This is a genomic window from Mucilaginibacter sp., assembly GCF_025359345.1.
Taxonomy (GTDB): domain Bacteria; phylum Bacteroidota; class Bacteroidia; order Sphingobacteriales; family Sphingobacteriaceae; genus Mucilaginibacter.
On record NZ_JANYGQ010000026.1, the window covers coordinates 41813 to 68685 of the forward strand.

Annotated in this window: 25 protein-coding genes; 14 read left to right on the forward strand and 11 right to left on the reverse strand. The window is 43.6% G+C overall.

What is annotated here, in order from left to right:
* Positions 1 to 4: 4 nt before the first annotated feature.
* The 3 genes from Q0R52_RS16630 to Q0R52_RS16640 all read left to right on the forward strand — a co-directional run bounded on the left by Q0R52_RS16630 (position 5) and on the right by Q0R52_RS16640 (position 3279).
* The gene (locus tag Q0R52_RS16630; protein ID WP_295796252.1) at positions 5 to 1477 is read left to right on the forward strand and encodes a SusD/RagB family nutrient-binding outer membrane lipoprotein; all 1473 of its coding nucleotides are present in this window, start codon (positions 5 to 7) and stop codon (positions 1475 to 1477) included.
* Between the two features lie 97 nt (positions 1478 to 1574).
* The gene (locus Q0R52_RS16635) at positions 1575 to 2477 is read left to right on the forward strand and encodes a DUF4361 domain-containing protein (protein WP_295796254.1); all 903 of its coding nucleotides are present in this window, start codon (positions 1575 to 1577) and stop codon (positions 2475 to 2477) included.
* A 205-nt stretch (positions 2478 to 2682) separates the two neighbouring features.
* Entirely contained in the window at positions 2683 to 3279 is a 597-nt protein-coding gene (locus Q0R52_RS16640) for a response regulator transcription factor (RefSeq protein ID WP_295796255.1), read from the forward strand.
* An 86-nt stretch (positions 3280 to 3365) separates the two neighbouring features.
* On the opposite strand, the gene Q0R52_RS16645 is transcribed toward Q0R52_RS16640, so the two are convergent.
* Together Q0R52_RS16645 and Q0R52_RS16650 are read right to left on the reverse strand one after the other, a co-directional pair.
* The gene (locus tag Q0R52_RS16645; RefSeq protein ID WP_295796256.1) at positions 3366 to 3992 is read right to left on the reverse strand and encodes a response regulator transcription factor; all 627 of its coding nucleotides are present in this window, start codon (positions 3990 to 3992) and stop codon (positions 3366 to 3368) included.
* A gap of 10 nt (positions 3993 to 4002) precedes the next feature.
* Positions 4003 to 6930: a sensor histidine kinase gene (locus Q0R52_RS16650; RefSeq protein ID WP_295796258.1), complete on the reverse strand. Its 2928-nt coding sequence runs from the start codon at positions 6928 to 6930 to the stop codon at positions 4003 to 4005.
* Positions 6931 to 7282: 352 nt separating this feature from the next.
* Between Q0R52_RS16650 and Q0R52_RS16655 the strand changes: the two genes are divergently transcribed.
* A complete protein-coding gene (locus Q0R52_RS16655; RefSeq protein WP_295796260.1) occupies positions 7283 to 7774 on the forward strand; it encodes a c-type cytochrome in 492 nt (163 codons plus the stop codon).
* Between the two features lie 105 nt (positions 7775 to 7879).
* Here the strand turns inward: Q0R52_RS16655 and Q0R52_RS16660 are convergent, their stop codons facing one another.
* The 5 genes from Q0R52_RS16660 to Q0R52_RS16680 form a co-directional block, all read right to left on the reverse strand.
* On the reverse strand, positions 7880 to 9163 hold the full coding sequence (locus Q0R52_RS16660) for an MFS transporter (protein WP_295796261.1): 1284 nt from the start codon (positions 9161 to 9163) through the stop codon (positions 7880 to 7882).
* 5 nt (positions 9164 to 9168) lie between these two features.
* Complete coding sequence (locus Q0R52_RS16665) at positions 9169 to 9393, reverse strand: hypothetical protein (protein WP_295796262.1); 225 nt, start codon at positions 9391 to 9393, stop codon at positions 9169 to 9171.
* Positions 9394 to 9487: 94 nt separating this feature from the next.
* Positions 9488 to 10084, reverse strand: coding sequence for a TetR/AcrR family transcriptional regulator (locus Q0R52_RS16670; RefSeq protein ID WP_295796263.1), 597 nt, complete (start codon positions 10082 to 10084; stop codon positions 9488 to 9490).
* Between the two features lie 158 nt (positions 10085 to 10242).
* Positions 10243 to 10938, reverse strand: a complete 696-nt coding sequence (locus Q0R52_RS16675) for a LytTR family DNA-binding domain-containing protein (protein ID WP_295796265.1) — start codon at positions 10936 to 10938, stop codon at positions 10243 to 10245.
* Entirely contained in the window at positions 10938 to 12080 is a 1143-nt protein-coding gene (locus Q0R52_RS16680) for a histidine kinase (protein ID WP_295796266.1), read from the reverse strand. Before Q0R52_RS16680 ends, Q0R52_RS16675 begins: the two co-directional genes overlap by 1 nt.
* Before the next feature lie 195 nt (positions 12081 to 12275).
* On the opposite strand from Q0R52_RS16680, the gene Q0R52_RS16685 reads away from it, so the two are divergent.
* Both Q0R52_RS16685 and Q0R52_RS16690 read left to right on the forward strand, forming a co-directional pair.
* Complete coding sequence (locus Q0R52_RS16685; RefSeq protein ID WP_295796268.1) at positions 12276 to 13220, forward strand: GLPGLI family protein; 945 nt, start codon at positions 12276 to 12278, stop codon at positions 13218 to 13220.
* A complete protein-coding gene (locus Q0R52_RS16690) occupies positions 13217 to 15889 on the forward strand; it encodes a carboxypeptidase regulatory-like domain-containing protein (RefSeq protein WP_295796269.1) in 2673 nt (890 codons plus the stop codon). The genes Q0R52_RS16685 and Q0R52_RS16690 overlap by 4 nt, the downstream gene beginning before the upstream one ends.
* A gap of 161 nt (positions 15890 to 16050) precedes the next feature.
* Here Q0R52_RS16690 and Q0R52_RS16695 read toward each other — a convergent pair whose 3' ends face one another.
* Together Q0R52_RS16695 and Q0R52_RS16700 are read right to left on the reverse strand one after the other, a co-directional pair.
* A complete protein-coding gene (locus Q0R52_RS16695) occupies positions 16051 to 16419 on the reverse strand; it encodes a hypothetical protein (RefSeq protein WP_295796271.1) in 369 nt (122 codons plus the stop codon).
* 5 nt (positions 16420 to 16424) lie between these two features.
* Positions 16425 to 16829: a hypothetical protein gene (locus Q0R52_RS16700; RefSeq protein ID WP_295796273.1), complete on the reverse strand. Its 405-nt coding sequence runs from the start codon at positions 16827 to 16829 to the stop codon at positions 16425 to 16427.
* Positions 16830 to 16975: 146 nt separating this feature from the next.
* Between Q0R52_RS16700 and Q0R52_RS16705 the strand changes: the two genes are divergently transcribed.
* A complete protein-coding gene (locus Q0R52_RS16705; protein WP_295796274.1) occupies positions 16976 to 17536 on the forward strand; it encodes a dihydrofolate reductase family protein in 561 nt (186 codons plus the stop codon).
* 42 nt (positions 17537 to 17578) lie between these two features.
* On the opposite strand, the gene Q0R52_RS16710 is transcribed toward Q0R52_RS16705, so the two are convergent.
* The gene (locus tag Q0R52_RS16710; RefSeq protein ID WP_295796276.1) at positions 17579 to 18670 is read right to left on the reverse strand and encodes a serine hydrolase domain-containing protein; all 1092 of its coding nucleotides are present in this window, start codon (positions 18668 to 18670) and stop codon (positions 17579 to 17581) included.
* 81 nt (positions 18671 to 18751) lie between these two features.
* Here Q0R52_RS16710 and Q0R52_RS16715 point away from each other — a divergent pair, with 81 nt between their 5' ends.
* The 3 genes from Q0R52_RS16715 to Q0R52_RS16720 are packed head-to-tail and all read left to right on the forward strand — an operon-like array spanning position 18752 to position 20037.
* A complete protein-coding gene (locus Q0R52_RS16715) occupies positions 18752 to 18958 on the forward strand; it encodes a DUF2683 family protein (RefSeq protein ID WP_295796278.1) in 207 nt (68 codons plus the stop codon).
* Positions 18955 to 19251: a hypothetical protein gene (locus tag Q0R52_RS29365; RefSeq protein ID WP_366520912.1), complete on the forward strand. Its 297-nt coding sequence runs from the start codon at positions 18955 to 18957 to the stop codon at positions 19249 to 19251. Before Q0R52_RS16715 ends, Q0R52_RS29365 begins: the two co-directional genes overlap by 4 nt.
* A 12-nt stretch (positions 19252 to 19263) precedes the next feature.
* Complete coding sequence (locus Q0R52_RS16720) at positions 19264 to 20037, forward strand: DNA-formamidopyrimidine glycosylase family protein (RefSeq protein ID WP_295796279.1); 774 nt, start codon at positions 19264 to 19266, stop codon at positions 20035 to 20037.
* Here the strand turns inward: Q0R52_RS16720 and Q0R52_RS16725 are convergent.
* On the reverse strand, positions 20034 to 20402 hold the full coding sequence (locus tag Q0R52_RS16725; RefSeq protein ID WP_295796281.1) for a helix-turn-helix domain-containing protein: 369 nt from the start codon (positions 20400 to 20402) through the stop codon (positions 20034 to 20036). The genes Q0R52_RS16720 and Q0R52_RS16725 overlap by 4 nt on opposite strands.
* Positions 20403 to 20482: 80 nt before the next feature.
* On the opposite strand from Q0R52_RS16725, the gene Q0R52_RS16730 reads away from it, so the two are divergent.
* The 4 genes from Q0R52_RS16730 (at position 20483) to Q0R52_RS16745 (ending at position 26852) form a co-directional block, all read left to right on the forward strand.
* Positions 20483 to 21367, forward strand: coding sequence for an NAD(P)H-binding protein (locus Q0R52_RS16730; protein ID WP_295796283.1), 885 nt, complete (start codon positions 20483 to 20485; stop codon positions 21365 to 21367).
* Positions 21368 to 21539: 172 nt separating this feature from the next.
* Positions 21540 to 22277 carry a GDSL-type esterase/lipase family protein gene (locus Q0R52_RS16735; protein ID WP_295796284.1) on the forward strand — a complete coding sequence of 246 codons (738 nt, stop codon included), beginning with the start codon at positions 21540 to 21542 and terminating at the stop codon, positions 22275 to 22277.
* A 96-nt stretch (positions 22278 to 22373) separates the two neighbouring features.
* Positions 22374 to 25400: a glycosyl hydrolase gene (locus Q0R52_RS16740; RefSeq protein ID WP_295796286.1), complete on the forward strand. Its 3027-nt coding sequence runs from the start codon at positions 22374 to 22376 to the stop codon at positions 25398 to 25400.
* 12 nt (positions 25401 to 25412) lie between these two features.
* Positions 25413 to 26852, forward strand: coding sequence for an arabinose isomerase (locus Q0R52_RS16745; RefSeq protein WP_295796287.1), 1440 nt, complete (start codon positions 25413 to 25415; stop codon positions 26850 to 26852).
* Positions 26853 to 26873 lie beyond the last annotated feature (21 nt).

Sequence of the window (26873 nt, forward strand, 5' to 3'; positions counted from 1 at the left end):
AAGGATGAAAAAGATTTATATATACACGCTTACTACCCTGATGCTTTGGGGAGCGGCGAGTTGTAAAAAACCCAACGATTTTGGCACTACTAACCTGAACCCCGATGCGGTTACCCAACCGGTTGTTCCGGCCTTGTTGGCAAGTGTCGAAAATGACCTCCCGGTGTACGGCTCAACCGGCTTTGCTTTGGGGCAGGGCGCATACGCGCAGTATTTTTCTGAAACACAATACCCTGGCGTTTCACTCTATGCAACCCCTGCAGTGGGCTTTACCGGCCCTTACGTAACTGATTTGTATGATTGCCAAAACGTGATCGGGCTTAATCAAAGCAAAAACTCCGTTGCAGTGGCTACCATTATGCAGCAATATATTTACTGGGTATTAACCGATACTTTCGGCGATATACCTTATAGCCAGGCATTGCAGGGATTGAAAGCTATTACGCCGGCATATGATAAGCAAGAGGATATTTACAAAGGCATTGTTACCAAAGTTGCAGCTGCTGTTGCTTCAATGGATGGTGGTACGGTACCCGGAGACCTTTTTTATGGCGGCGATGCTGCCGGGTGGAAAAGAGCCGGTAATTCGTTAGTAATGATGGTTTCGATCCAGGCATCCAAAAAGGTACCAGGTGCAAGCGATTTTTATGCGACGGCTTTTAAGGCAGCATTAGCTGCGGGGCCGATTACTACCAATGCCCAAAACTTTGCTTTCGCTTTTCCAGGGGGTACCTATAAATCGCCATGGTATGCTTTATACAACGGACGTACCGACTGGGCCGAAAGCAAAACCATGACCGACTACACCAAGGCAACGGGCGACGGGCGCCAGCTGATGTTTGGCGGCTCGTTTAGCGACCCCGGACAAACAACAGGCGGAACCGTTACGTCCAGCAATGGTGTGCCATACGGTGTGGACCGCACAACTGCTAATAATTACATAGCTGCAAATGCTGACTGGGCGCTTGTGATGCGGGCCGACCAACGGCAAGATGCAGCGACGGTTAACATCATTGACGCGGCTGAAGTTACCCTGGCAACTGCTGAGGCAATCAACATTGGCTGGGTTACCGGCGATTTGGTAGCTACTTATCAAAATGGTATAAAACTATCATTTGAGCAATGGGGCGTCGATCCGCCTACTCCAACTTACCTCGCTAACGCGAGTGTTGCAATTAGCGCAACACCAGGCGCTGCAAACGCAAAAAATATTGCGGTGCAACAATGGGTAAGCGGCTATCCTGACGGGCACATTGGTTGGAACATCTGGCGTAAAACCGGTTACCCGGTGTTAACTCCTGCGCCTGCTGCTTCAAATGCATCAAAAAAAATAGTAAGGCGGTTTATTTACACTTCGGCCGAACAGCAAACAAATGGTGTAAGCGTAAATGCAGCCATTGCCAGGGAAGTACCTACCGCAGGTACCGACTCGCAGGATAACGCAGTTTGGTGGGATGTAATTGGCCAAACTCCGTGAGTTTAATTTAGCTTTTAACAATAAGTCAAACTATCATGGGCGGCAATCAAACACTGGTTGCGCTCATGATAATTAAACAACACTAAAAGAATTAAAGATGAAAAATAAATTTTTACAATACACGTTCCTCGGCTGCTTGCTGATGCTTCTTTTTAGCGCCTGCCGCAAAGACCCTTTTAGCGGGACAGAAACAAAGCAATCGGGTAAAACTTATGTTTATATTACCGAAGCCCAGGAAAATGACCTGCATTTTTTGCCATTTACAGATAAAAAAACGGTAACAGTATTTACCTTAAGGAGAGATGCTGCAAATAGCGCCGACCTGCAAAAATTGGCTTCAATTGTTTTAACCTCGCTTGATTTGGCTGCATTTAATACAGCAAACGGAACCGACTATACGCCGATACCGGGCGCACTTGCTACCCAGACTGCCGATGCAAGCATAGTAACTTCGGCAACCGGTGTCACTTTCAACCTGGCTCCAGGTGTTTTTGCTAAAAACTATTCGCTGGATATCGATGGTTCAAAATTCGACCCGTCAAAAAAATATGCAGTATTGCTGGCAATCACAAATTTTAGCGGGTATTCTAAAATGCATGCCCCTAACGGTGTGGCGTTAGATACAATACTTGTTACTTTGGGGGTTAAGAACATATATGACGGTATATACCACGCAGCCGGATTATTTACCAGGTTAAACGCTGATTTGAGTCAAATTGATCAAAGGGTAATTAACCAGGACAAAACATTAGGTACGGTTGATGCCTCTACAGTTTCCTCAACTGCAGCTGATTTGGGTGATGGCGATCCGATAACGTTAAAGGTTAATGCAGACAATTCTGTTACTGTAACCTTCGTCGGCAGCAGTTTAGCCAATTTACCTCCTCCTTATACACAAGTAGGCGACAATTGGTATGACCCAACAACAAAGACTTTTACGTTGCATTATCAATACAGGGGCGGACTACGAACCACTGAAGAAACACTTACACTGAAGTAATAAGCCAGGTATTAAATTAACAAGAAGGCCGATCATAAAAAATGATCGGCTTTGTTGTTAAAAAAGGCGTGCATCCAGTTTTAAGCGGTGTTTAAACAATACATTATTTGGGGGCTTTGGCACATTTGCTTACTATATTAATGTATATTATTACCGCATATACAATAAAGTGTAAAAGGTGCATGTACATATAAACGCCCCGGCAATGAATGATAAAATACGGACGGTAATAATAGAGGATGATACTATTCTTAGGGAAGGGTACGCGTTATTGATCGACAAAACAAACGGCTTCGAGGTTGTAAACTCCTATTATTCGTATGATGAGGCTGCTGTCAATATCTCAAAAGATATGCCGGATGTTATTTTGCTCGATGTACAATTGCCCGGAACCAACGGTATTGATGCCATTCCCGAAATAAAGCGAAACCTGCCGGGTTGCCAGGTTGTAATTTTGAGCGTGTATGAGTTTGAGGATTTAATAATTAAAGCCTATGCTAACGGCGCCTCGGGCTATTTAACCAAAGATACACCGCTTACAAATATCATTGATACAGTAAACGACATAGTGAATGGTTATAAGCCGATAAACAGGAACCTTGCCAGGCTGATTTCACGGCTCTTTAAAAGGAATAAGTACGAAGGTATTTCGCCGCTGGAATGCCGGATTTTGGAATTATTGACTAGCGGCAAGGGTAAAAATCAAATATCCAGGGAGCTGTTTATTGAGGCCGACATGGTTTCATGTTCGGTAAACGCGATTCATCAAAACTTTTTACTGAATATCCGCGCTGCCTCGTAAGAAGAAGTCGTTAGTCTTGAGTCGAAAGTCTTAAGTCGGATTTTTCTTTTTTGACTTTGAACTTAGGACTTTCGACTTAAGACTAATTAAATAAGCCTGTTTTTTTTGACGACTTTAAGCGCATCGCTGCGGGAGTTAACGTTAAGCTTTGAGTAGATATTTTTGATATGCGTTTTTACGGTTTCAAGTTCGATAAATAATTCATCGGCAATCTCGTTCCTTTTTTTGCCTTCGCTGATCATTTTTATGATTTCTGTTTCGCGTTTTGAAAGGGGCGAGTCGGTGTTTTTTTGAAACGATTTGATGACGATAGATGCGATTTTTTTTGACATTGGTCCGCCGCCTGCACGGGCATCGTAAATTGCCTCAATAATTTTGGCCGACGAAACATCCTTGGTTAAATAGCCTGATGCACCATTGGCAAGGGCCGCAAATATCTGCTCCTCAATTTCGTATACCGTAAGCATAATAACCATTGCCTTGGGTACCAGTTTTTTTATAAGCGGGATAGCCTGCACACCATTAGTGCCCGGCAATTCTATATCCAGTAAAATAATGCCGGGATCATCGGTAACGAGTTTTTTTTCGGCGGCGTCGAAACTACTGTAACAGCTAACAACCTGGAACCCGCATTCATCCTCAATCAGCTGTTTGTATGCGTGCTGCAATATCTGGTCGTCTTCAATAATTACTATCCGTATCGTTTTTTGCATAACTCTTGTATTAAGGAATGGGTAATAATAAAACACTGGTTGCGCCGGCATTATTATTTGATATAAAAGTTAACGATGCGTTGAGTTTTTTTGCACGGTTCCGCATGTTTTTAATGCCGTTACCTCCCGAACTATGTGCAGGGTCGAAACCGCGCCCGTTGTCGGTAACATCAAACTCAATGCAGCCATCACTCGTGATAAAAACTGCAAAAGTTACAATATTTGCTTTTGAATGCTTTAATATATTAGTAAACAGTTCTTTAAATATCAGTATAATGTTCCTGCTGTGCCCCAGCGGCAACGTAATTTGTTTTAAGCGGAGCTCATCTGCAGGGAGGTCGAAATTTAACTTAACATCTATATTCATAAATAGGTTTTCAGCAAAGCCCTTTATTACATCCAACACTTCTGCCAAATTATCATTGTCAGGATTTAAGGCCCATAAAATATCTTTTGTGCCGGCATACATTTCAGATGCACTGAGTTGTATTTGCTCAACCAATTTGCTTTCAGATTCGCTATGCCGGGCAAAATTGCGGGCCAGCAGTTCTGCGAGCATGTTTATACGGGTTAGCTTATTGCCAAGGTCATCATGAAAATCTTCGGCAGTTTGCCTTCGTACAAGGTCCTGTTCATGATGTTTAAGCTGGTTTATATAGGTTAATTTTTTGCGATGGCTGTAGATTTTATAAAGATAGATGCCAAACACCAGCGAAAGCAAAAAAAGCAGAATGATAAACTTAAACTCGGCGGTTTGGTATATGGTGGGTACGATAGTAAAGGTGTACAATACAGTATCACTTATCATCCCGTCAACAATGGCTTTTACCTTAAATGTATAAGTGCCCGGCGGAAGCTGTGGATACTCGACGGCGTTATTTTGAACAGGCCAGCTGAAATCTTTATCCAATCCCTCAAGCTTATAACGGTAAAAAATATCGCGGTTGTCGCCAAATTCAATAGCCTGGAATTTTATGGCCAGCCTGCTTTCATCGGATGGCAGCTCCAGCTTTTCGGGGATTTTGTAGCCGTTTTGATATATCGAATTAAACTTTATATCCGGGTTGTTAACCGAAACCTTCTGAATAGCCAGGTGAAGCGATAGCGGCGGCTGTTTTTTGACATTGTTGTCGAAAACTATAATGCCATGCGTTGTGCCTATCCAAACCTTATGATCGGTTAATAAAACAGCATTTTGATTGCACTCATAAACATCAGCAGGGGCAATTAACTTTTTGAAAATAGGAGTTTCGTTACCTTCAATCATATAACGGTTTATCGACCTCGAGGTGCCGAGCCATAATTGGTTCCCCACAACAAGCATCCCCGATATGGTGTTGGGGCCAGCCTGGTTTGTAATGTCGATATTTCGCAGCTTGTCTGTTCGTGTATCCAGGGCATATAAACCCTTGTCGGTGATGCCAATCAAAATAGTTGTTCGGTATTTCTGCATGCAATTAATACTGGAGCCCTGGAGCAATCTGCTTTCGCCTGCTATTTTTTTATCCTTAACCAATACCAGCCCATCAAACGTGCCTACATACATCGAATCGGCACCCATCGTCAACAGGCTGTTGCATTGGTAATTGAGCCCGTAAATTGGGATAGTCTTATTGTTTTGAATATAAAAGCAGCCAAAATTAGTAGTAAACCAAATTGTGCCGTCCCTACTTTGGGTTATAAAAGTGCAGCTTAAGTTGTTTGATATTTTAACCGTTCCGTTTCTCGTTTTCTTCCACAAACCAAAGTCATCGGTACCAATCCAGAGGTCATCATTGGTGTCGACATATAAACAGTTTATGCGGGCATCTTTAAATTCCGGCGGCAGGTTTTTAATCTGGGTGATTTTACCGTCGCTACAACTTTGTAATCCGCCTCCGTAAGTAGCAATATAAATTTCGCCGCGGCGGTTTTTAACCATGGCCATGGCCAGTTGGCTGGTGAGCCCCTGCGATTTATCATAAACCAGGTAATCGTCAAGCTGGTATTTATATAAACCAGCGCCGTCGGTGCCAAACCAGATATGGTTTTCGTAGTCAACAAATATCGAAAATACCCTGGTGTTGGTAAACCCGTTAGTGTCGTCAAAGTGCTTTAAGGTGTGGTTTGATAATAAAAACGCCCCCTTATCGGTACCCAGCCATAAATCAAGGTTATGGTCAATGGCGAGGCATACTAAACGCGTATTAATTTTGCTGATAAGCGCATTATCCACCGTTGTTGTGACGCTGTCTTTAAGGAAAAACAGCTGATTTTGAGTAATCATGTAAACCTGGCCGGCATGGTGTGGCACTACTGCAAATTGAATGATATAACCAACGTTTTTAAACGCATTCAGTGGCGCAAACGGTTCCCATTTGTTATAGCGTAATTTGTAAATACCTTTATTTTGGATGGCGGCATAAATGCTGCCACGTTCGTCTTTTTCAATATCGGTAATAACTTCGTTATCAACTGTTATTTGCTGTTCTACAAGTTTTTGATTAACTATTTTAAATAGCTTTTGATCGCTTAGCGCCCAGATATTATCGTGCCGGTCGCACACAATCCGCCGTACAGGCCTCAACGTATTTTTACCGGTAAACGGGTAATTAATTAATCCCTTTGATTCAAAACAGGTTAATCCCCCCGAATTACCGCACCACACCCGGCCGTTGTTATCGGTGGCTATGGCGAAATTAAAATAGTTTTTAATGCCGTTACCCACCGTAAACGAGGTAAACTGCTTCCCGTCGAAACAATTTATTCCGCCTAAATTCGACAACCAGATCTGGTTCAATTTGTCTTTGGTAATTGATGTTACCTGCGACTGCAACAAGCCCTTATCGATATCATAGTGTTGAAAATTATATTTTTGGGCAAATAGGGCCGGGGCAAATAGCGTTAAGAGGATAACGATAAACCAACGGATATAATATCTTGAGCTAACTGGGGCCATGTTTTACAATCGGAACATAAATATACGATAATAGGGAGTTTAATGGGCGACCATTAAAAGACCTTTGGCTACAGTTTTGCGAGTATTTATATGCGTGCGTAAACTGCTTGCTGTTAGTATAATAACAGGCAAGCTAATGGTTATTTGAAATATCTTTTTCATTAAGTGGTTAATAGTTAATCAGCTACTGTTATCAAAAGTACTTTTTAGAAATTGATGAAAAATACCCCCGGAAGGGGGATTTCCGGTTCGCGTTAAAGTGTTAAAAATTGCCGTTGCGTTTACAAATACCCCTGCCGGGGGGATGTTTCCGGTTTAGGATATCGATAAATTTGATGAACAAACCCGCAAAATGAAAAGAGACCTCACAATTGTTTTTTCCTTACTGCTTATGGTAATGTTTTTTAGCGCGTTCAACCTAAACAGCAGCGGAAAACAAAATGCTAAAAACGGCCCCGATTCGATTTTAGCTGATCGTAGGCACTATGTTGATGAATTAAGACTGGCGATAAAAGGCAAGGAAAACATGCCGGCCGATTCTGTTTTTAAGAATATTAAATTATTGAAAGGCGTACCTGCCGGCAAGCTTATAGCTATCATGAATTTCGGGTACTCAAACTCCCTTGGTGTAAGCTGCGGCCACTGCCACGATCCCGGGCATTGGGAATCGGAGGTTAAACCGCAAAAAGAAATTACAAGGCAAATGGCAGCAATGAATGCCGCCATCAACAATCAATTATTGAAAAACATAAGCGGGCTGCAAAGTGCTAATCCTATTGTTAATTGTACCACATGCCACCGTGGCTCGGTTAAACCGGCGTTGGATATGGGTACGCCGAAGTGACGTTAGTCTTGAGTCTTAAGTCGAGAGTCCTAAGTCGAAAGTCTTAAGCCCGGATTTGACCCAATACTTCGGACTTAGGACTTTCGGCTCCGGACTTCAGACTAATTAAATCCCGTCACTCAACATTATTTCTTCCTGTTTAACAGCAAGTGCTTTGTTCATTGCTTTTCTTTCAACCATTTTGCTTACCCGGCTCAGCAGTAAAATACTGCACACCGAGGTAACCACTATCACATAACCTACAATATTGTAATTTTTAAGCGGGCTGAATTTGGTTTGCTGCACCACAATCATGCCGGCTGCCGCCGCCGCAACGCCACCGGCAATCTGTTGCAACGATGCGTTGATGCTCATAAAGGCACCCCGGTCTTCCATGTCGGGCACTGCGCTGGTAAGGGCCTGCGATGGCACCATTCTGCTTAGCACACCCATCATCAACAACACGTTAAGTATAACGACTAACCAAAATGGAGTCACAGCCAGGTTAGTATACACTATACACATTATCATTGTCCATATCGATGCCACGGCAAACAGTTTGAACTTGCTGATTTTATCGCTCAGCTTACCTACAATTGGCATAACAATAAGAGCGCTTGCACCCGATATCATAAATAGCAATGGCAATTGCTGCTGGCTCACATGCAGGTTATTGATGGCAAAGGCGCTGCCGAAAGGCATCATCATAAAACCACCAATGGATAGCAGGGCCGTAGCGGCGAAACCTATGCGATAATCGCGTTTGGCAACGGCATGCCATAAATGCAGCAGTGCCGATTTATCGCGCTGCACCAAAAGGTGGGCGGTAACGGGTTTTAACTTGGCTATTATAACAACGGCAATTATGCCTGCCAGCCCGGCTGTTAAAAAGAAAGGCATTTCCCAACCGAAATGATTGGCAAGATATAAGCCAATAGGTACGCCCAACACCTGGCTGGCGCCAAACCCCATTTGGATAAAACCCATTACCCGGCCGCGTTGTTGCAACGCAAATAAATCGGCAACAATAGCCATTGATATGGAGCTGATAACGCCGCCAAACAAGCCGGTTATAATACGGCCCGCCAAAAGCAGGGAATAAGTGTGTGCCATGCCGCACAGTACGGTGCCTGCAGTAAAGCCAAGGTAAAAGAACAGCAAAAGTTTCTTCCTGTCGAATTTATCGGCAAACCCTGCGGTAAGCAGGCCTGATATACCAGCGCTAAAAGCATAAGCTGATACGGCAACGCCAAACGCGGCAGGCTTCAAGTTCATTGATTTCATCAGCATATCGCCAAGCGGCGACATAATCATAAAATCGAGTATTACGGTAAATTGGGTAAAGGCTAAAATAAAAATCACCAGTTTTTGATAGCCGGTAAACGGTGTAATTTCTTGTTGTGTTTTCATTGTGTTTATACTAGTTCGCAGCAATGATAGCCGCTTTGGTTTAGTAAATTTATTATTTGTGTGTTCTTAATTGTGTAAGTAATTATCCGTAAAACACAGTCGCAATCATCAAGGTCCAGGTTCCATTCCTCAATCCCTGGCTGCTGCGACAGCAAACATTGCAGCACCTGTTTGTCTGCAATAGTTCTGCAATCGGTTTTAAGTAATAGTATATGATCAAAATTCTCCATTAATAAATAAACATTCACTTAGTTAAAAATAACTAAAATTTTCTTTCCCAGTTGTTTCTAATCTCTAATCAACCAATCTCTAATCAACCAATCTCTAGCCAACATTCTTCAACGCCTTCACCACCAGGTCGAACGTTTCCCATAAAATCTCGTCCGAAATTTTAAAGGGCACTCCGCCTACGCTTTGGCCCTCGTTGTGAAAACGGATTAAAGCATAGAGCGGCGCAAACGCAATCGACCAGTAAACCTCAAGCGGCATTTTGCGAATCTCGCCACGGGCAACCACGTTGTTCATGAATTCAGTTACAGGTGCTTCAAAGTTTTCTTTAAATGATTTTAAAAATGACGCGTGATAACTCGAGCTGCGTATCTGTTCAAAAAACACCGTTATGTACGGGTTATCCATCATGTACTTAAACCGGTTCTTCCATTGCATCCGCAAGCCGTCTTCAAATGATGCTTCAATGTCAAAATCTCCCAGTATGGTCTCAGCCATTTTCACGCCTTCCTCTTCCGTTATTTTTATTATCAGGTCGTCGCGATCCTTATAATATATGTAAAGCGTTGCCACCGATATTTTGCACTCCTTTGCCAGCTTATTCATGCTGAAGCCTTCGAGCCCATGTTTTACTATACCCTCAATGGCTTTTTGCTTTACCAGTTGTTCTTTGTCAACGTCTCTTGCGCGCATATATTTAATTACGTTACAAATATAAATGAATGTTCATTTAGTTATCAAATTTATTTTAAAATTTTGTAGAGACGCAATACTTTGCGTCTTTGAATTTGCATTCTGAGAAATGATTTTTGATTTGAATGCGGGAGACACAAAGTATTGTGTCTCTACAGTTAAACCAACCCCAGCCTCGTCTTCATCTCATCCCTATACGTACTCCCGATAGGTATTTTATGGGCGCCAATAATCACCTGGTGGTTCTCAACCATGGTAATATGCCGTATAGCAACCACGAAGGATTTATGCACCCGTACAAAATTTTGTGCTGGTATCATCTCAAAAATATCAGCCATATTTTGGCGAATAAGAATTTTTTTCTCGTTAAGTACAACCGAAATATAGTTGCCGTCTTTTTCTAAATATAAAATGTCGGCAATTTTTACCTGGTAGGTTTGCGGGCCGCTTTTAACAAACGCATATTCGGGTTGCTCATCCTTGCGCTGGGTGTTGCTTTTTAATGTGTGCAGGCTTAAGGCTTTGTTAACAGCGGTTAAAAAACGCTCAAATGTTATAGGCTTAAGCAAGTAATCAATGGCATTGAGGTTATAGCTTTCAACTGCGTAGTCGCTGTACGCGGTAGTAAATACAACCATGGGCTTAACCGCAAGCGACGAAAACAACTCGATGCCATTAATGCCGGGCATGTTTATATCCAAAAAAACAAGGTCGGTATGGGTGCGGTTCAAAAACTCCATGGCCTTAACCGGTTCACGAAACGAAGCCTGCAGTGTTAATATACCGCTTTTTGCGCAGTACCGCTCTATTACTTCGAGGGCTTTGGGTTCGTCGTCAATAGCGATGCAGTTCATCAGTTTAAATTTATTTTTAGTTCGACCCTAAATTTATCTTCATCATTTTTTATCAGCAGCTCATGTTTGCCCGGGTAAAGCAAATCGAGCCTGCGCTTTACATTCGCTAACCCTATACCGCTTTTGTCATCATGCATCTTTTTAACAAAACTATAGTTCTTATTGGTGCATGTAAACAGTAATTCTTTATCCTTAACAGATATAGCGATATCAATAAACGAGGTATTGTTAATGGTTACACCATGCTTAAATGCATTTTCAACAAAAGGGATGAAAATCATCGGCGCTATAAATAAATCGGGTGACAGTTCGCTATGCCGAAAATCGACAATCGCCTCATGGTCGGCATACCGCAGCTTATTTAGCGCAATGCAGCTTTTAATATATTCTATTTCGTTTTTAAGCGGTACGGTCTCGGCATTGCTTTCATAAATCATATACCGCATCATACCCGATAGTTTTGAAATACCGTCTGCCAGTTCATCATTGCCCTTATCCTGCGCCATCGAAAACAGGTTGTTGAGTGTGTTAAACAAAAAATGAGGATTCACCTGCGATTTCAGGAATTTTATCTCGGTACTGAGCTGATGGGCTTCCAGTTGTTTGCGGAGAAACTCGCTTTTGATCCACTCTTTCGAAAAAAAGTAAGCGATCGCAATGCCGAGCATCGAGAGAAAAGTAATGACATGTGTAACCTGGAAAAGCCCGATCCGCCTAAAAATTACTGGGTCTTGCGATGTACCCTTAAAGTCCAGTACGGCGGTAGTAGTTGATGCCACGTCCATCTTTAAAATATCTGAAGCAGGCGAAACAAAAATTAGTGTCAATGCATAATCGAGCATGAATACAAATGCCGTCCAGCCTAATACAGTGGCTACACGCGCCATGCTGCTGTTAAACGTCATTATTTTTTTTAACAGCCAAAATGCGACGCTGTAAAACAAAAGCATCAACATTGATAATGTTAAAAACGACTGTGTGTAAGCCGTTTTGATGGTTACAATCTGCTCAGTCTTTCCATTCACAACCTGCCTGAATACCTGGAAATGCTTTGCCGAGTTCCCCGTGGTGTAAAATATGGCCGCCCAAAACAGTACGTGCAGTACTATTTCAACCAACTGATTTCTTTTGATTCGTAACATATTAAAACTAAGGTAATACTTATTGCATCAGCTTAAAAATATGTGGTGCCTATTGCCGATAATAGGGGGCAAACCATACTTTTTTTGAAAAGCCGGATAACAAATATTGGGCTTTCACAGCTTAAAATCACGTGTTTACACCTAAGTTTTTGCCATACCCTGCCAACGCTTTACAATTGAAGAAAAATTAAGATTATGAAACCTATCAACTCAGTTTTCCTACTTATTGTTGTGTTTAGCATACTGTCGATCAGGAGCAGGGCACAACAAAGCCCCGAACGGGCACAACTCGTTGTTCATTACAATTTTTCGCACCTGCGGGATACAACCAAACGGGCGGAGCCTTATACCGAAAAAATGATTTTGTTTTTAGGCAGCCACTCCAGCGCTTATAAAAGCTACGATAAAGCAATGGCAGATGCCTTAATGAAGAAACAAATACAGGAGCAAATGGCCGCTAATGGGGGCGGCGGTGAAATACGAGTAATGCGGGGCAAAAATTCGGGTTCGAGTACCGAATACTACCAGTTTGCCGGTAACGGAAAATTAGTGCGGAGAGAAAAACTGATAAACAGTTATTTGATTGAGGAACCGTTGCCAGCAATTAACTGGAAAATAAACAGCGATACGGCAACCTTTGGCGGCTTGCATTGCCAACAGGCTACGGCCCATTTTAAAGGCCGTGATTATGTTGCGTGGTTTTGCCCAGATCTGCCTTTTCATACCGGTCCGTGGAAATTAAATGGTTTACCCGGTGTAATCGTAGATGCTCATGATACCAAAAACGAAGTGGTGTTTAAATTTGACGGGGTAGAAGATATAAGTAAGGCTCCGCTTGTTGCAGACGCCACGGTTAGTGCCCCGTCCTCGCCCAACGTTACCATTGTAACGATTGGTGGTGCTGACGACGGCGACCCCAACGTAATACAATTGCCCCAAGGCGCTATAAAAACTACTGATAAAGAATATACAAACTTACGCGAAGCGATGCGGAAGGATCCTGATGCTTTTACGCAATCGGCAATGGCTGGGGCAGGTATGGGCGCACAAGGTGGTGGCGGCCCACAGCCGGTTATTAAACTCAAAATTGGACCTGGCCCGGTTATTAATAACCCAATTGAATTGCCCGAAAAGAAATGATGAGCAACTTCAAATTTGCGCTGCCGGTTCTTCTGTTTATGCTGCTTGCTTTTACCGGATTCGCACAAACAATAAGGGGGACCGTTAAGGATACTGCCGGCAAAGGGGTACCCTATGCCAGCATAAACCTGAAAGGTACGGGCAGTGCCATAATTGCCTATACCGTTACTGGTACCACTGGTCAGTTTGCGCTTAATTTGCCTGCGGATGCCCCTAAAAGCGGCTTAAAGGTGGAAGTAAGCTGCATTGGTTTTAACAAACAAGCTAAAGAGCTGACAGACTTTACCGCACCTTGCAATTTTACACTAGGCATAGCAGTAAACCAGCTGCAGGGCGTTGTAATAAAAAATAGCAGGCCGTTTTTAAAAACAAGCGGTGATACCACCGGCTACAAAGTATCCGACTACAGCAGCCCGCAAGACAGGGTGATTGGCGATGTAATAAAAAGACTGCCCGGCGTACAGGTGGCTGCAGATGGCAAAATATCATACAACGGCAAGCCGATATCAAATCTTTATTTGGGTGGCGATAATTTGCTCGATGATAAATATAACATCGCAACAAATACCATCCCCCACGGCGCGGTAGACCAGGTGCAGGTTATTGAAAACCATCAGCCAATTAAAATGCTGAAGGATAAAGTAGTGAGTGAAGACGTTGCCCTCAATCTTAGTTTTAAAAAAGATGCCAAATTGCAGCTGATAGGGCAGGAAACACTTGGCGGCGGTATACCCGGTAAATACGACGAGAACCTTAACGCCATGATGTTTAAGGATAATTACAAAGCCATAAACTATCTAAAAGGCAATAATACAGGTTTTGATGTAGCCGAAGATTTGATATCGCACAACGTGCAAAACTACTTGCAGCGTATTGATAATAATAAACCCGGCACCATGTTATCTACCGGTACAGCCGGCGACCCTGATTTGCCGCGTAACCGTTACCTTTTCAATCAATCAGGTATCATCAACCTAAATAATCTTGTGCATTTAAAAAAGGATGTGCTGTTACGGGCCAACCTGTATTACCTGCGCGATACCCAGTGGCAGGATTATCAAAAGCGGGCCGCCATTTATTTGCCAAACGATACGGTAAATTACTCCGAAACTCAGCACAATAAACGCCGGCCGGATATTTTGCATGGCGGCTTAACCTTAAATATTAATAAGGATAACTACTATTTAAACGATGACTTTATTGCCGATTATAACCACAATACCAGCTACTCGGCATTAACGACAAACGGCACGCCGGTTAACCAGGTTTTAAAAGATAATATTGCTGATTTTTCGAACGAATTTAACCTGATGCAAACCTTTAAAAGTAATAATATTATTGAGCTGTCATCGTACATTAACCACATAGCCGAACCGGAAAACCTGGCGATAAGCCCCGGCTTAAACCCACAGTATTTTAACAATGGATTACCCTATAACAAGCTAAACCAAACAGTTAATGTGCCAACATGGTTTACAAATAACTACGTATCATACAAAATACCTTCTGACTATGTAATCCAAACCTACCGGGCAGGTTTCAGCCTGCAAAAGCAAACGCTGGGCTCGGGTTTAAATACTACGCAGGTTGATAACTCAGTTAACGCGGTTACCGATAGCACCAGGAATAATTTGAATTGGTCGCGGCAAAAATTGTACACCCAGGCGATTTTCGATTACCCCGGCAAGGTTCTTAAGGTAAACCTTACGCTGCCTTTAAGTCTCCAGCAAACAAATTACAGCGATGGCTTTTTTGCAGTGGATAAAAAGTCTACCCATTTGTATTTTAATCCCAGGCTTTTTGTTAAATACCAAACCGGTGTCGAAAATTACCTGAGCCTTATATATGGTATCCGTAACCAAACAGGCAACATAACCGACATCTATCGTGGTTATATTTTAAAAGATTACCGCACCCTGCTGGCCAATAACGCCGACTTAACCGAGCAACGGGACCAAACGGCAGCGCTGGGCTTTAACTATCGTAAAGCTATTACACTTTTCTTTTTCAGCGTATCGGCGGCTTACGACCATATATCGGCCAATAATATTTCGTCAAGCATCGTCAATAACAATATAGCACAAAATATAGTGCTGCCGTTTGCAAATAGCACCAACTCGCTGTCGCTTAGCGGCTATATCAGCAAATATTCATTTGCATTGCGCACTACTTTTAGCGGCGGGCTATCGTGGCAATCAAGCAGTTCAAACCAGGTGCAGAATAATATATTGCTGCCTTATAAAACTATATCTGTAACCGAAAATGCGGGTGCCGAAACGAAACTGAGCAGCACGGTAAATATAAGCTATAAGGTAATTTACAACCAGTTGAGCAGCAAATCATCCGCTGCTACATCGACAACTGCAATCAGGAGTGTTTTCCAGCAGGCCGCCATTAATTACAATCCTACTGAAAGGCTTGAATTTAAATTAGCAGGTGATGATTATTACACCCATACGGGTACGTTGAATAACCAGAAATATGTTTTTGCCGATGCGTCGGTTAGGTATAAATTAAAAAAGCTGAAAACTGATTTCGAGCTAAGCGCCAACAACCTCTTCGACACAAAAAAATACAATGCGCTGTATTTATCAGCCAATAATTTTACGTCGAATACCTACACCATCCCCGGTAGGATTATATTGTTGAAGGCTACGTTTAATTTATAGAGAGAAGAAAGACTCAGGAATCAAGAGGTCAAGAGTCAAGAGGCCAAGAGTCAAGAATCAAGAGGTCAAGAGTCAAGGATCAACAGGTCAAGAGTCAAGAATCAGGAGCCAAGATTAACGGACACATCGCTTTATGTCTTGATTCTTGCATCTTAACCCTTCTAATTAGGCATCCTGTTAAGCGTAGTATGCAGTTTTTTACCATCGATGATAATATTCATCGATATGGAGTCGCCGCCGGCATAATACCTGCCGGTATGCACAAGCACGGTCCCGGTTTGGTTAGTGGTTGAAAAATTAATGTCACTGCCGATTGCCCTGCCTTCGTTTATATCCATTAATTCCATGTCATCTTCCAGGCTGCCGATGAGGTTGTTATTCTCTATCCTAAAAATATAGGTCACCGGGTATTTTCGGCCTTTTGATACTTTTACCTCGCCCGTCCATTTACCGTTCAAGTCGGCAATAGCCGTAAAACATAGCATTAAGCAGCCCACCAATGCAACGGCGATTGAAATCTTATATCTCATTGATTTTATTTTAAAGTGACAATTTTTTCATTTCTTGTCAGCAGTTTTGGTGGTACCCGGCTGCGCCATGCATTTACAAGCAATTCGGCTAAGTCATCCGGTTTTACCGCTTTAAGGTCGACCAGCATGTAGTGGGTATTTAAATAATGGTCGGTAACATAAAATATAGTTGGGTCAGCATCAATCCATTTATCACGGTCGATATTGTAAACCACAAGTGTTTCGCCATCCTCACGCAACCGGCTGAATAAGTTTTTGCTCGCATAAAAACCGGGTGTGCTGTAACAGGGCTTCTCATTGACGCCGGGCAGCGACATTACCGTTTTGCGGATAAATTCCAGGTAAATGATGGTGGCCGGCTCTTGTAGCTTTTGGGCAACATTAAACCGCCATTGGTGCCTGTTATTCATGATGTTTTAATTTATTTTACTAATTTATCATTTGGGTAGCACCCGTTATAAATTTTAACGGAATATTTTTTGCAGTGTCCAATTACGTTAACCTCGTTTGATATGTGGTAAATAAATAGATTTAACAACCATTAAAAATTACGAACATGAGAAAATTAACAGTTTTTAACCACATATCGCTCGACGGATATTTTGTAAGTGCCAACGGCGATATGAGCTGGGCCCACCGCGGTAGTGACGACCCCGAATACCAGGCTTTTGTATCGGGCAATGCCAGCGGCGATTCCGAAATGCTTTTCGGCAGGGTAACCTACGATATGATGGCAAGCTTTTGGCCAACGCCCATTGCCCGTCAGCAAATGCCGGTAGTGGCCGACAAAATGAACAATGGCCGTAAAGTAGTTTTCTCCCGCAAAATGGACAAAGCTACCTGGAACAATACCAAACTTGTAAAAGGCAATTTGGTTGAAGAAGTTAAAAAAATGAAGGCAGGGGAAGGGCCGGACATGGTGATAATGGGCAGCGGCAGTATTATTGCACAATTGGCGGCCGCCGGGCTGATAGATACTTACCTGATAGTAGTAAACCCGGTTGCCCTCGGCGATGGTCGCACTCTGTTTGAAGGTTTGCCCAATATGTTAAGCCTGAAACTTAAGTCGAGCAGAACGTTTAATAATGGTAAGACTTTCTTAACGTACGAAGCTTAGAATAGTCATTAATTGAAAAAGCGGGTCAGCCCGCTTTTTCAATTAATATTTAATTATAGCCTTTAATTTACCCCAAAGCTCGTTGTCAAAATCAGATCCTGCCGGTTTAACTCCGCCTGCCGTGGTGCCCATACGGATAATAACCAGTTGCTGTGATGGCACAACATATATTTTCTGGTCGTTTTTGCCCAGCGCGGCGAATAGATCTGCAGGAGCATTGGGGATTATGGCGCCTGGGAATACAATTTGCGATTGCGGCAACATGTTACTGCTTTTGCCGTTAAGCCAGGTTAAATAACCATAGCTCAGGTTTATATTTTGCGAAGTGTTTACCTGGCTGTGGAAATAATTTGTATCGCTTAATATGGCAGTAGTGTTCCATTTGCCTTTATTTAATAACAGCAAACCAAACCTGGCCATACTGCGCGGGTTGCTGTAAAATATATTGTTCGAGTTTGGTGTTTTTATCCATAAACCATTCATTCCGATTTTATCCCTTATTTTTTGCTGGAAATAGGCATTATAGCTTAAGCCGCTAGCTTTCTCAACCACGGCATCTAACAGGGTATAAGCCGCATTGTGATATGTCCAGCGCGTGCCGGCGGTCGCTTTAAAAACAAGGCAGCCCGGCAGGGTGCAATCAGGGTCTGCCACGCCGTCGTCAAGCCCGGTCGTCATGGTTAGCTGGTTTTTTAGAGTGATTAAATTTTCTTTGTCAGCGGGTTCCGATGTCCAGCCCGTTCCCAGGTATTTCGAGGTGCGGTCGTTGATATTCAGCAAGCCTTCCTGCTGGGCAATGCCTACTAAAAAGCCGGTCATGGTTTTACCTGCAGATGCCCAGTACCAAAGGCTGTCGGCTGTAAATGTTCCGAAATATTTCTCGGTTACTATTTTGCCGCCTTTAAGTATGATGAATGCTTTTGTGCCCTTGCTTTGAAGGTAAGGGTAAAGGTTGCTGAGTGCAGTGTTGTCCCAGCCAAGCGAAGCAGCGGTAGTAGTTTGCCATTCGGTAGTTCCTGATGGGGGAAAGTATAGTGGTTGGGTTGTGGTGCTTTTATTTGGATCACTGCTTTTTTTGCATGATGCAACAAAAATGAAGGCGAGGATTACAACGCAGGGGTATATTTTTTTCATATTGACGTTATACGACTTTATGCTTGGAAGGTTGACACGTTGAAAGGTTTAATGTTATAATTTGAATTGCTATATTTGTATATGGACGCCTTGATTGTTTACCCGGAAAATAAAGAACAGCTAATTGCTTTAAAAGCAGTGATGAAAGCTATGAAGATTTCTTTTGAGCAAAAAAGCGAAACATATCCTGATTATGTGCTTGACGGAGTAAAGGAGTCGTTGAAAGAAGCAGACGACGGAAAACTAACGCCATATACAGGTATTAAGGACATGTTGGATTTGGCATGAGTTTGTCAATATTTTACACACCTCGTTCAAAGCAAACACTTGCCGCTGTTCACAGCTTTATACAAAATAAATTTGGAACTAAGGCCTCCGATAAATTTATAATTAAGGCAGAAAAAACTATTAAGCTCGTGTCGGTCCATCCGTTTATGTTTAAAGCAAGTTCAATTGATGACCGTGTGAGAATCGCTTTAATCACGAAACAAACATCGTTGTTTTATAGGGTTACAGATACATCGGTACATCTTTTGTTCTTTTGGGATAATCGTCAGGAACCAATTCTGCCAAAATATTAAAATTCTACCACCATGCCCGAACTACCCGACCTCCAGGTTTTTAGCCATAACCTCACCAAGCTATTTAAAGGTAAAAAGCTTGAAAAAATTGAGATTAAAGTTGCCCAAAAGCTAAACGTGCCCGAAAAACAGGTACAAGATGCTTTGGAAGGTAGTAAGCTTGACAAAGTTGTTCGCGTGGGCAAGGAGCTGCAATTTGAGTTTGACAACAATCATGTGCTGGCTACTCACCTGATGCTGCATGGCCAGTTGCAACAATTTGATAAAACCAATAACCACAAATTTACCATAGTTGAAATGCTGTTTGAAGGTGACAAGGGCCTTGCCTTAACCGATTTCCAAAAAGCCGCCACCCCCACTCTCGACCCTGAAAAGCTGGATACACCGGATGCACTTGATTTTGATGAGAAGTATTTAGAAGACAAGCTAAGCAAAACCAAAACGCCGGTTAAAACAGTCCTGATGGACCAAAAAGTATTGAGGGGCATTGGCAATGCCTATGCAGATGAAATTTTATACGATGCAAAATTATCACCGTTCTCATTATCGAACAAAATACCAGCAACTAATGTAAAACAACTGGCGAAATCGATAAAGAAAGTGTTGGAAGAAGCCGAAAAACAGATTTTAAAAAATACGCCCGATATCATCAGCGGCGAATTCAGAGATTTTATGCTGGTGCATCAGCCCAGGAAGAAACAAACGCCAGCTGGCGAAATGATCCACCAAAAACCTCTGGGCTCGCGTAAAACCTATTATACAGAAGAGCAGGAATTGTTCGGCTAGGCTGATTTCATATAACGTTTACTGTCGCGAAGCCCCCACTCGGCCATTGCATCTAATACCACTGTTAAGTCTTCGCCTGCTTCGCTCAGGTAATAAGTAACAAATGGCGGCACTACATTTTCGGCTTTGCGGATAACCAGGTTATCTTCCTGTAACTGTTTTAAATGCTGAATAAGCATCTTTTCTGTAACGGCTGGGATAGCCCGCTTTAGTTCGCTATAGCGTTTGGGGCCACTCATTAACTGATATAATATAATAGGTTTCCAATGCCCGCCAATTTTATTAATGGCGTAGGTTACCGGGCACGAGGTAATTGATAATCCCTTGTTAAAATTCCGGGTCGAGCTTTCTTTTATTTGTGTCATACGCTTACATACTTTGGGGTAAGTACTTGTAAAAAAGTAAGTACAAATATACCTTTGTTCTCAACAAATAAAAACACAAAATGAAAATTACAATAACAGGATCATTAGGAAATATAAGCGGGCCATTAGCCGCCGCTTTAGTTAAGGCGGGTCACCAGGTAACCGTGGTTAGCAGCAGCGAAAACAGGAAAGCCGAAATTGAGGCTTTAGGAGCCACGGCAGCCATCGGCTCAGTCGAAGATGTTGATTTTTTAACAGGTGCATTTAAAGGCTCTGATGTGGTTTACACCATGGTGCCGCAACAGCACGACTCGGACGATTATAAAGGCTTCATCCGCAAAACAGCCCAAAATCTTGCTGACGCAATAGCGGCGGCAGGCGTAACCCACGTGGTGAATTTAAGCAGCGTAGGTGCACATTTACCAGCTGGAACCGGCCCGATAGCGGGTATGCACGATGCCGAAGGTATTTTAAATAAATTAAACGGAGTTACTATCAAACACCTGCGTCCGGCATCGTTTTATTATAATTTTTTCTCCAATATCGGCATGATTAAGCACGGCGGTATATTAGGCGGCAATTATCCCGCAGATACCCGCCTGGTTTTGGTTCACCCTAAAGATATTGCTGATGCAGCTTTTGAGGAAATAACAACGCCATTTACCGGCAAGTCAATCCGCTACGTTGCCAGCGACGAAAAAACTGCGGCTCAAGTAACCGCTATCATCGGCGCGGCCATTGGCAAACCCGAACTGCCATGGATTGAATTTACTGACGAACAATCCATCGGCGGTATGCAGCAAGCCGGGCTATCAGAAGATGTTGCTAAAAACTTAACGGAAATGGGTAATGCGACTAAAGCTGGTATATTATTTGCGGATTATGATAAGTATAAACCGGCTTTTTCTAAAAGAAAATTTGAAGAATTTGTGAAGGGGGAGTTTTTGGCGAAATATAACGCGTAACGTTCTTAATCTATTTCTTTCTCCGCTCTCTTCGTGCTTTCTTCGTTATCTCCGTAGTTATTTTTTTACCGCGTAGGTCGCAAAGAAGGCACAAAGTTCGCGGAGTTTTATTTTGGTATCGGTTTTTAATTTGTTTTAACTTACACCGGTTATAAATTTCCGCGTGTCTAAAATGAAAAAACAGCTTTTTAAAATCGGTTTGGTTCTATCCATTACGTGTAACCTTGCGATGGCACAATCAGCAAGCAACACTGTAACTCCCGATACCGCCTACCTCTCCGCCATCATCACCCAACTCAACAAACAATGGCCGACAAACCGCACCATCAATCTTGTTTTTCACGGACACAGCGTTCCATCCGGATATTTTAAAACGCCTGTTATTAATACATTGGGCTCATATCCGTACCTGCTGCTGTCAAAACTAAATGCTAAATATCCCTATGCCGTAATCAATATCATCAAAACCTGTATCGGTGGCGAGAATTCCGAACAAGGCGAGAAACGTTTTAAGAAAGATGTATTAACCCACAAGCCTGATGTCGTTTTTATCGACTATGCCCTGAACGATCGCAACCTTGGCCTCGAACGCGCCCGCACGGCCTGGGAGAAGATGATAAAGGCCGCCTTAAAGAAAAATATAAAAGTTGTGTTGCTAACTCCAACGCCCGATGTTACAGAGAATATACTCGACCCTAATGCCCCACTGGCACAACATACCGCTCAGATAATTTCATTAGGTGCAAAATATCATACCCCGGTTATTGACAGTTACCAGCAATTTAAAAATATTAAGGCCGGTGGCCAAAGTCTCGAACCTTATATGGCCCAGTTTAATCATATTAATGAAAAAGGGCACGAGATTGTTGCTCAACAGATTGCGGTTTTGTTTAATGCTGAACAACACTAAGTTACAAGCGAAGAGTTGGCCGCTATCCCTAAAAAGATTGTACGGGATAGTATTATCAACTCAAGAAAATAGATTTGTACATCCCTGCATTAAACCATGTATAAACAAAATCTACTTATCCGGCTAACTGTTGCCCTGTTTGTGGTAACCGGCATTGTTCAGCAGTCCGCTGCGCAAACAACCGACTTAAAAAAAGGCTTTCTTAACCCACCCGCCAGCGCCAAACCCGGTGTGTACTGGTATTTTATGGATGGCAACATGACAGCCGAATCAATGACGAAAGATTTGGAGTCCATGAAAAAGGCCGGAATCGGCAACCTGATTTTCCTTGAAGTAAACGTTGGTATCCCGCGTGGCAAGGTTGACTTTTTGAGCGAAGAATGGCAAAAATTATTTACCCATGCCGTAAGAGAAGCGGAACGCTTAGGAATTGAAATTACTTTAGGTATCGGTCCGGGATGGACGGGCAGCGGCGGGCCATGGGTGCCGGCAAAGCAATCTATGCAGCACCTGGTTTCAAGCGCCGTAAATATAACCGGCGGCGTTAAACAAAAAATAACCTTACCGCTGCCCGCGCCAATGAAACCCTATTTCGGCGAAGGTTCGTTTACCCCCGAGCTGAAAAAAAGGTGGGAGGATTTTTATGAGGACGTGGCCGTGCTGGCTTATCCCACCTCTTCCATCAGCAAAAAAATAGATGATATTAATGAAAAGGCGCTGTATTATCGCGAACCATATTCGTCAGTAAAAGGCGTAAAGCAGTTTTTGCCTTCGATAGCGGTATACGATAAAGTGCCGCAGGAAGCTATCATCTCTAAAAATAAGATAATTAACCTGGCTGGTAAACTAAAACGAGATGGCAGACTCGACTGGACACCGCCGACTGGTAACTGGACTATCGTAAGGTTTGGAACCCGCAATAACGGTGCAGTTACCCGGCCCGCGCCCATCCCGGGTGTAGGCTTCGAATCTGATAAGTTTGATACTGTCGCGCTTTACGCACACCTTGATAATTACGTAGGCAAGCTCATCCGCAAAACTGGTAAGCCGCAGCTTAAAAATGCAGGGGGCCTTAAGCGCCTGCACATGGACAGTTGGGAAATGGGGGCCCAAAACTGGACCGGACATTTCAGGCAGGAATTTATCAAACGCCGCGGTTATGACCCGCTTCCGTTCTACCCGGTTTACGCGGGCAACATCGTGCAGAGCCTAGAGATAAGCGAACGTTTTTTGTGGGACTTGCGCCAAACCTCGCAGGAACTGGTGCTTGAATACCACGCTACAGCCGTAAAAAAATATGGACACAAAAATAACCTAAGCCTTTCTATCGAACCTTATGATATGAACCCTACTGCCGATTTGGAGCTGGGCAACATCGCCGATGTGCCGATGGCGGAGTTTTGGAGCAAAGGCCTTGGGTTCAACTCGTCGTTCAGTTGCTTTGAGTCAACCTCAATCGGACACGTAAACGGCAAATCATTAATACCGGCGGAGGCTTTTACTGCGCAGGATGATGAAGGCTGGAAACAATATCCAGGCTCAATGAAAAACCAGGGCGACTGGGCGTTTGCCAACGGCATCAACCGGTTTACCTTCCACACCTTTCAAAACCAGGTATTGCCCGATTCGTTGCGGCCCGGCATGACGATGGGGCCATATGGTGTGCACTGGGACCGTAACCAAACCTGGTGGCCAATGGCCGGTGCCTATCACCAATACGTTTCGCATTGCTCGTATTTGCTGCAGCAGGGCAATACCGTTGCCGACGTTTTATACCTGACGCCTGAAGGCTCGCCGCATGTGTTCAGGCCGCCGTTTTCGGCTATCGAGGGCGATGTTGTTATCCCCGACCGTAAAGGTTATAATTTTGATGGCTGTGCGCCGGGTCAGCTGTATAAAGCAAGCGTTAAAGATGGGAAAATTGTTTTCCCCGGTGGAGCTAGCTACCGTATTTTAGTACTGCCTGATGTAAAAACAATGACGCCGGCATTACTGACAAAAATAGGTCAACTGGTTAAGGATGGCGCCGTAGTAGTTGGCGGTCCGCCAATAAAATCGCCGGGGCTGTCTGGCTATCCCGCGTGCGACCAAAAAGTCACCCTTCTCGCGAAAATGATTTGGGGGGATACAAACCAGCCCGAAAAGCAAACCACACGGATTTACGGAAAAGGAAAGGTTATTTGGGGCGGGGAGCTTGAAAAGAATATCGACAATCTGTACCCTCAATATGATTTAACAGCCGCAATTTTAAAATCTATGAGTGTTAAGCCCGATTTTGAAACAGAGGGGCAGGTTAGGTACACGCACCGGGCAACTGCAAACTGGGATATGTATTTTGTGTCGAACCGCAGTGACGTGGTTACTGAATCAGCCGTTACGTTCCGCACAACAAAGGGTACGCCACAGTTGTGGGATCCGATTAGCGGCGAGACCAAATTCCTTCCTGAGTTTAAAATTTCTGAGGGCCAGGTAACGGTGCCGTTGAAATTTGATGCCTATCAGAGTTATTTTATCATCTTTGATAAAAATATCAGGGTTAAACTGGTTCCGGGAAAGAACTTTTTAGAAGACGTAACAGTCAGCACATTAGATGGTCCATGGCAGGTAGCATTCGACCCTAAGTGGGGCGGCCCGGCAAGTATAACCTTCGATAAATTGACAGATTGGATAACACGGCCGGAGGAAGGCATAAAATTCTACTCAGGCACTGCCGTTTATAAAAAAGAATTTGGATTGCCGGCTAACATCAGCCCGGATAAAAACGGTAAAATTTATCTTAATCTTGGCGAAGTGCATGACATGGCCAGGGTGAAACTTAATGGTAAAGATTTAGGTGTGATATGGACTGCTCCGTGGCGCGTGGATATAAGCAAAGCGGTTATTAGAGGGCCAAACAAGCTGGAAATTGAGGTAGTAAACCGTTGGCCAAACAGGTTGACAGGCGACTCAAAATACCCCGACAATGGCGTGGTTGACGAGCAATGGCCCGAATGGCTTTTAAAAGGCAAGCCGCGGAACAGTAAGAGGTTGACTTTTGCAAGCCATAATTTTTATGATGAAAAATCGCCGTTGCTGAAGTCCGGCCTGGTGGGGCCGGTTACTATTCAACACAGCGGACAATAACCAATATTGATAATGGAAGAGAATTTTAAACCCAGGTTGAAGGTAGGTCTTTTTGGGATAGGCTTGCAGGCTTACTGGGAACAATTTGAGGGATTAGAGCAGCGGCTTAAAGGTTATGTTGATGTGGTGTCCCAGCGACTGCAGGGTTATGGGGCCGAAATTGTAAACCTTGGCCTGGTAGATACACCGGAAAAAGCATTTGAATCGGGCAGCCGTTTCCGCCGCGAGGAAGTTGATTTGATATTTTTATATGTTACCACCTACGCATTGTCGTCGACCGTGTTGCCGGTGGTAAGCAGGGCGAAGGTGCCGGTTATTGTGCTCAACCTGGCCCCTGAGGCCGCCATTAACTACGAGGTTTTTAACCGGATGGATAACCGCACCGCCATGACCGGCGAGTGGCTAGCCTTTTGCTCAGCCTGCCCGGTGCCCGAAATTGCCAGCGTTTTCAACCGCTCAAATATCCCATTCTATCAAATCACTGGTATGCTGCACAACGACCCGGTTGTTTGGAATGAAGTGCAAGAATGGATAGAAGCCGCGAAGGTTGCTCATACGATGTACTATAACCGACTGGGGGTTATGGGCAGTTATTATAATGGCATGCTGGATATCTATTCAAACCTTACCCTGCATTGCGCAACCTTTGGCGGGCATATTGAGATTTTGGAGGTTGATGAATTATCCGGGTTGAGGGGAGAAGTAACCGACGGGGAAACTAACGAAAAGATAAAGGCCTTCCACGAAGTCTTTGAGGTGCAGGCTGATTGCCCGGATGATGAACTAAAGCGCGCGGCCATTACTGCGGTGGCGTTGGACAAACTGGTGGAAAAGCACAAGTTAGGCTCGTTAGCCTATTTTCATAAAGGGACCGGTAACCCGCAAAATCTGGATACCATGACATCGGTAATATTGGGGACATCACTGCTAACAGCCAACCATATCCCGGTCGCCGGCGAATACGAGGTGAAGAACGCACAGGCCATGAAGATAATGGACAGCTTCGGCACGGGTGGCTCATTTACTGAATATTATGCGATGGACTTTAACGAGGATGTGGTACTGATGGGACACGATGGTCCCTGCCATCCCGCCATCGCCGAAGGCAAAATAAAAGTAAAACCATTGCGGGTTTACCATGGCAAGGTAGGTAGCGGTTTGTCAGTTGAGATGTCGGTACAGCATGGGCCAGTAACCCTGTTATCGCTCGTTGAGACGGTTGACGGCAAGCTGCAACTGCTGGTTGCAGAGGCCGAGTCTGTAGCGGGACCAATACTGGAAATTGGTAATACCAACAGCCGTTATAAATTCCCGATAGGGGCGCGGGCTTTTGTTGAAACCTGGAACTCTTACGGCCCGGCACATCATTGTGCAGTAGGCAAAGGGCATATTGCTTCGAAAATTAAAAAGTTGGGTAAATTGCTGGGTATACAGTTTATAAAAGTTTGTTAACCTCACTTCAGCCCCAATTAA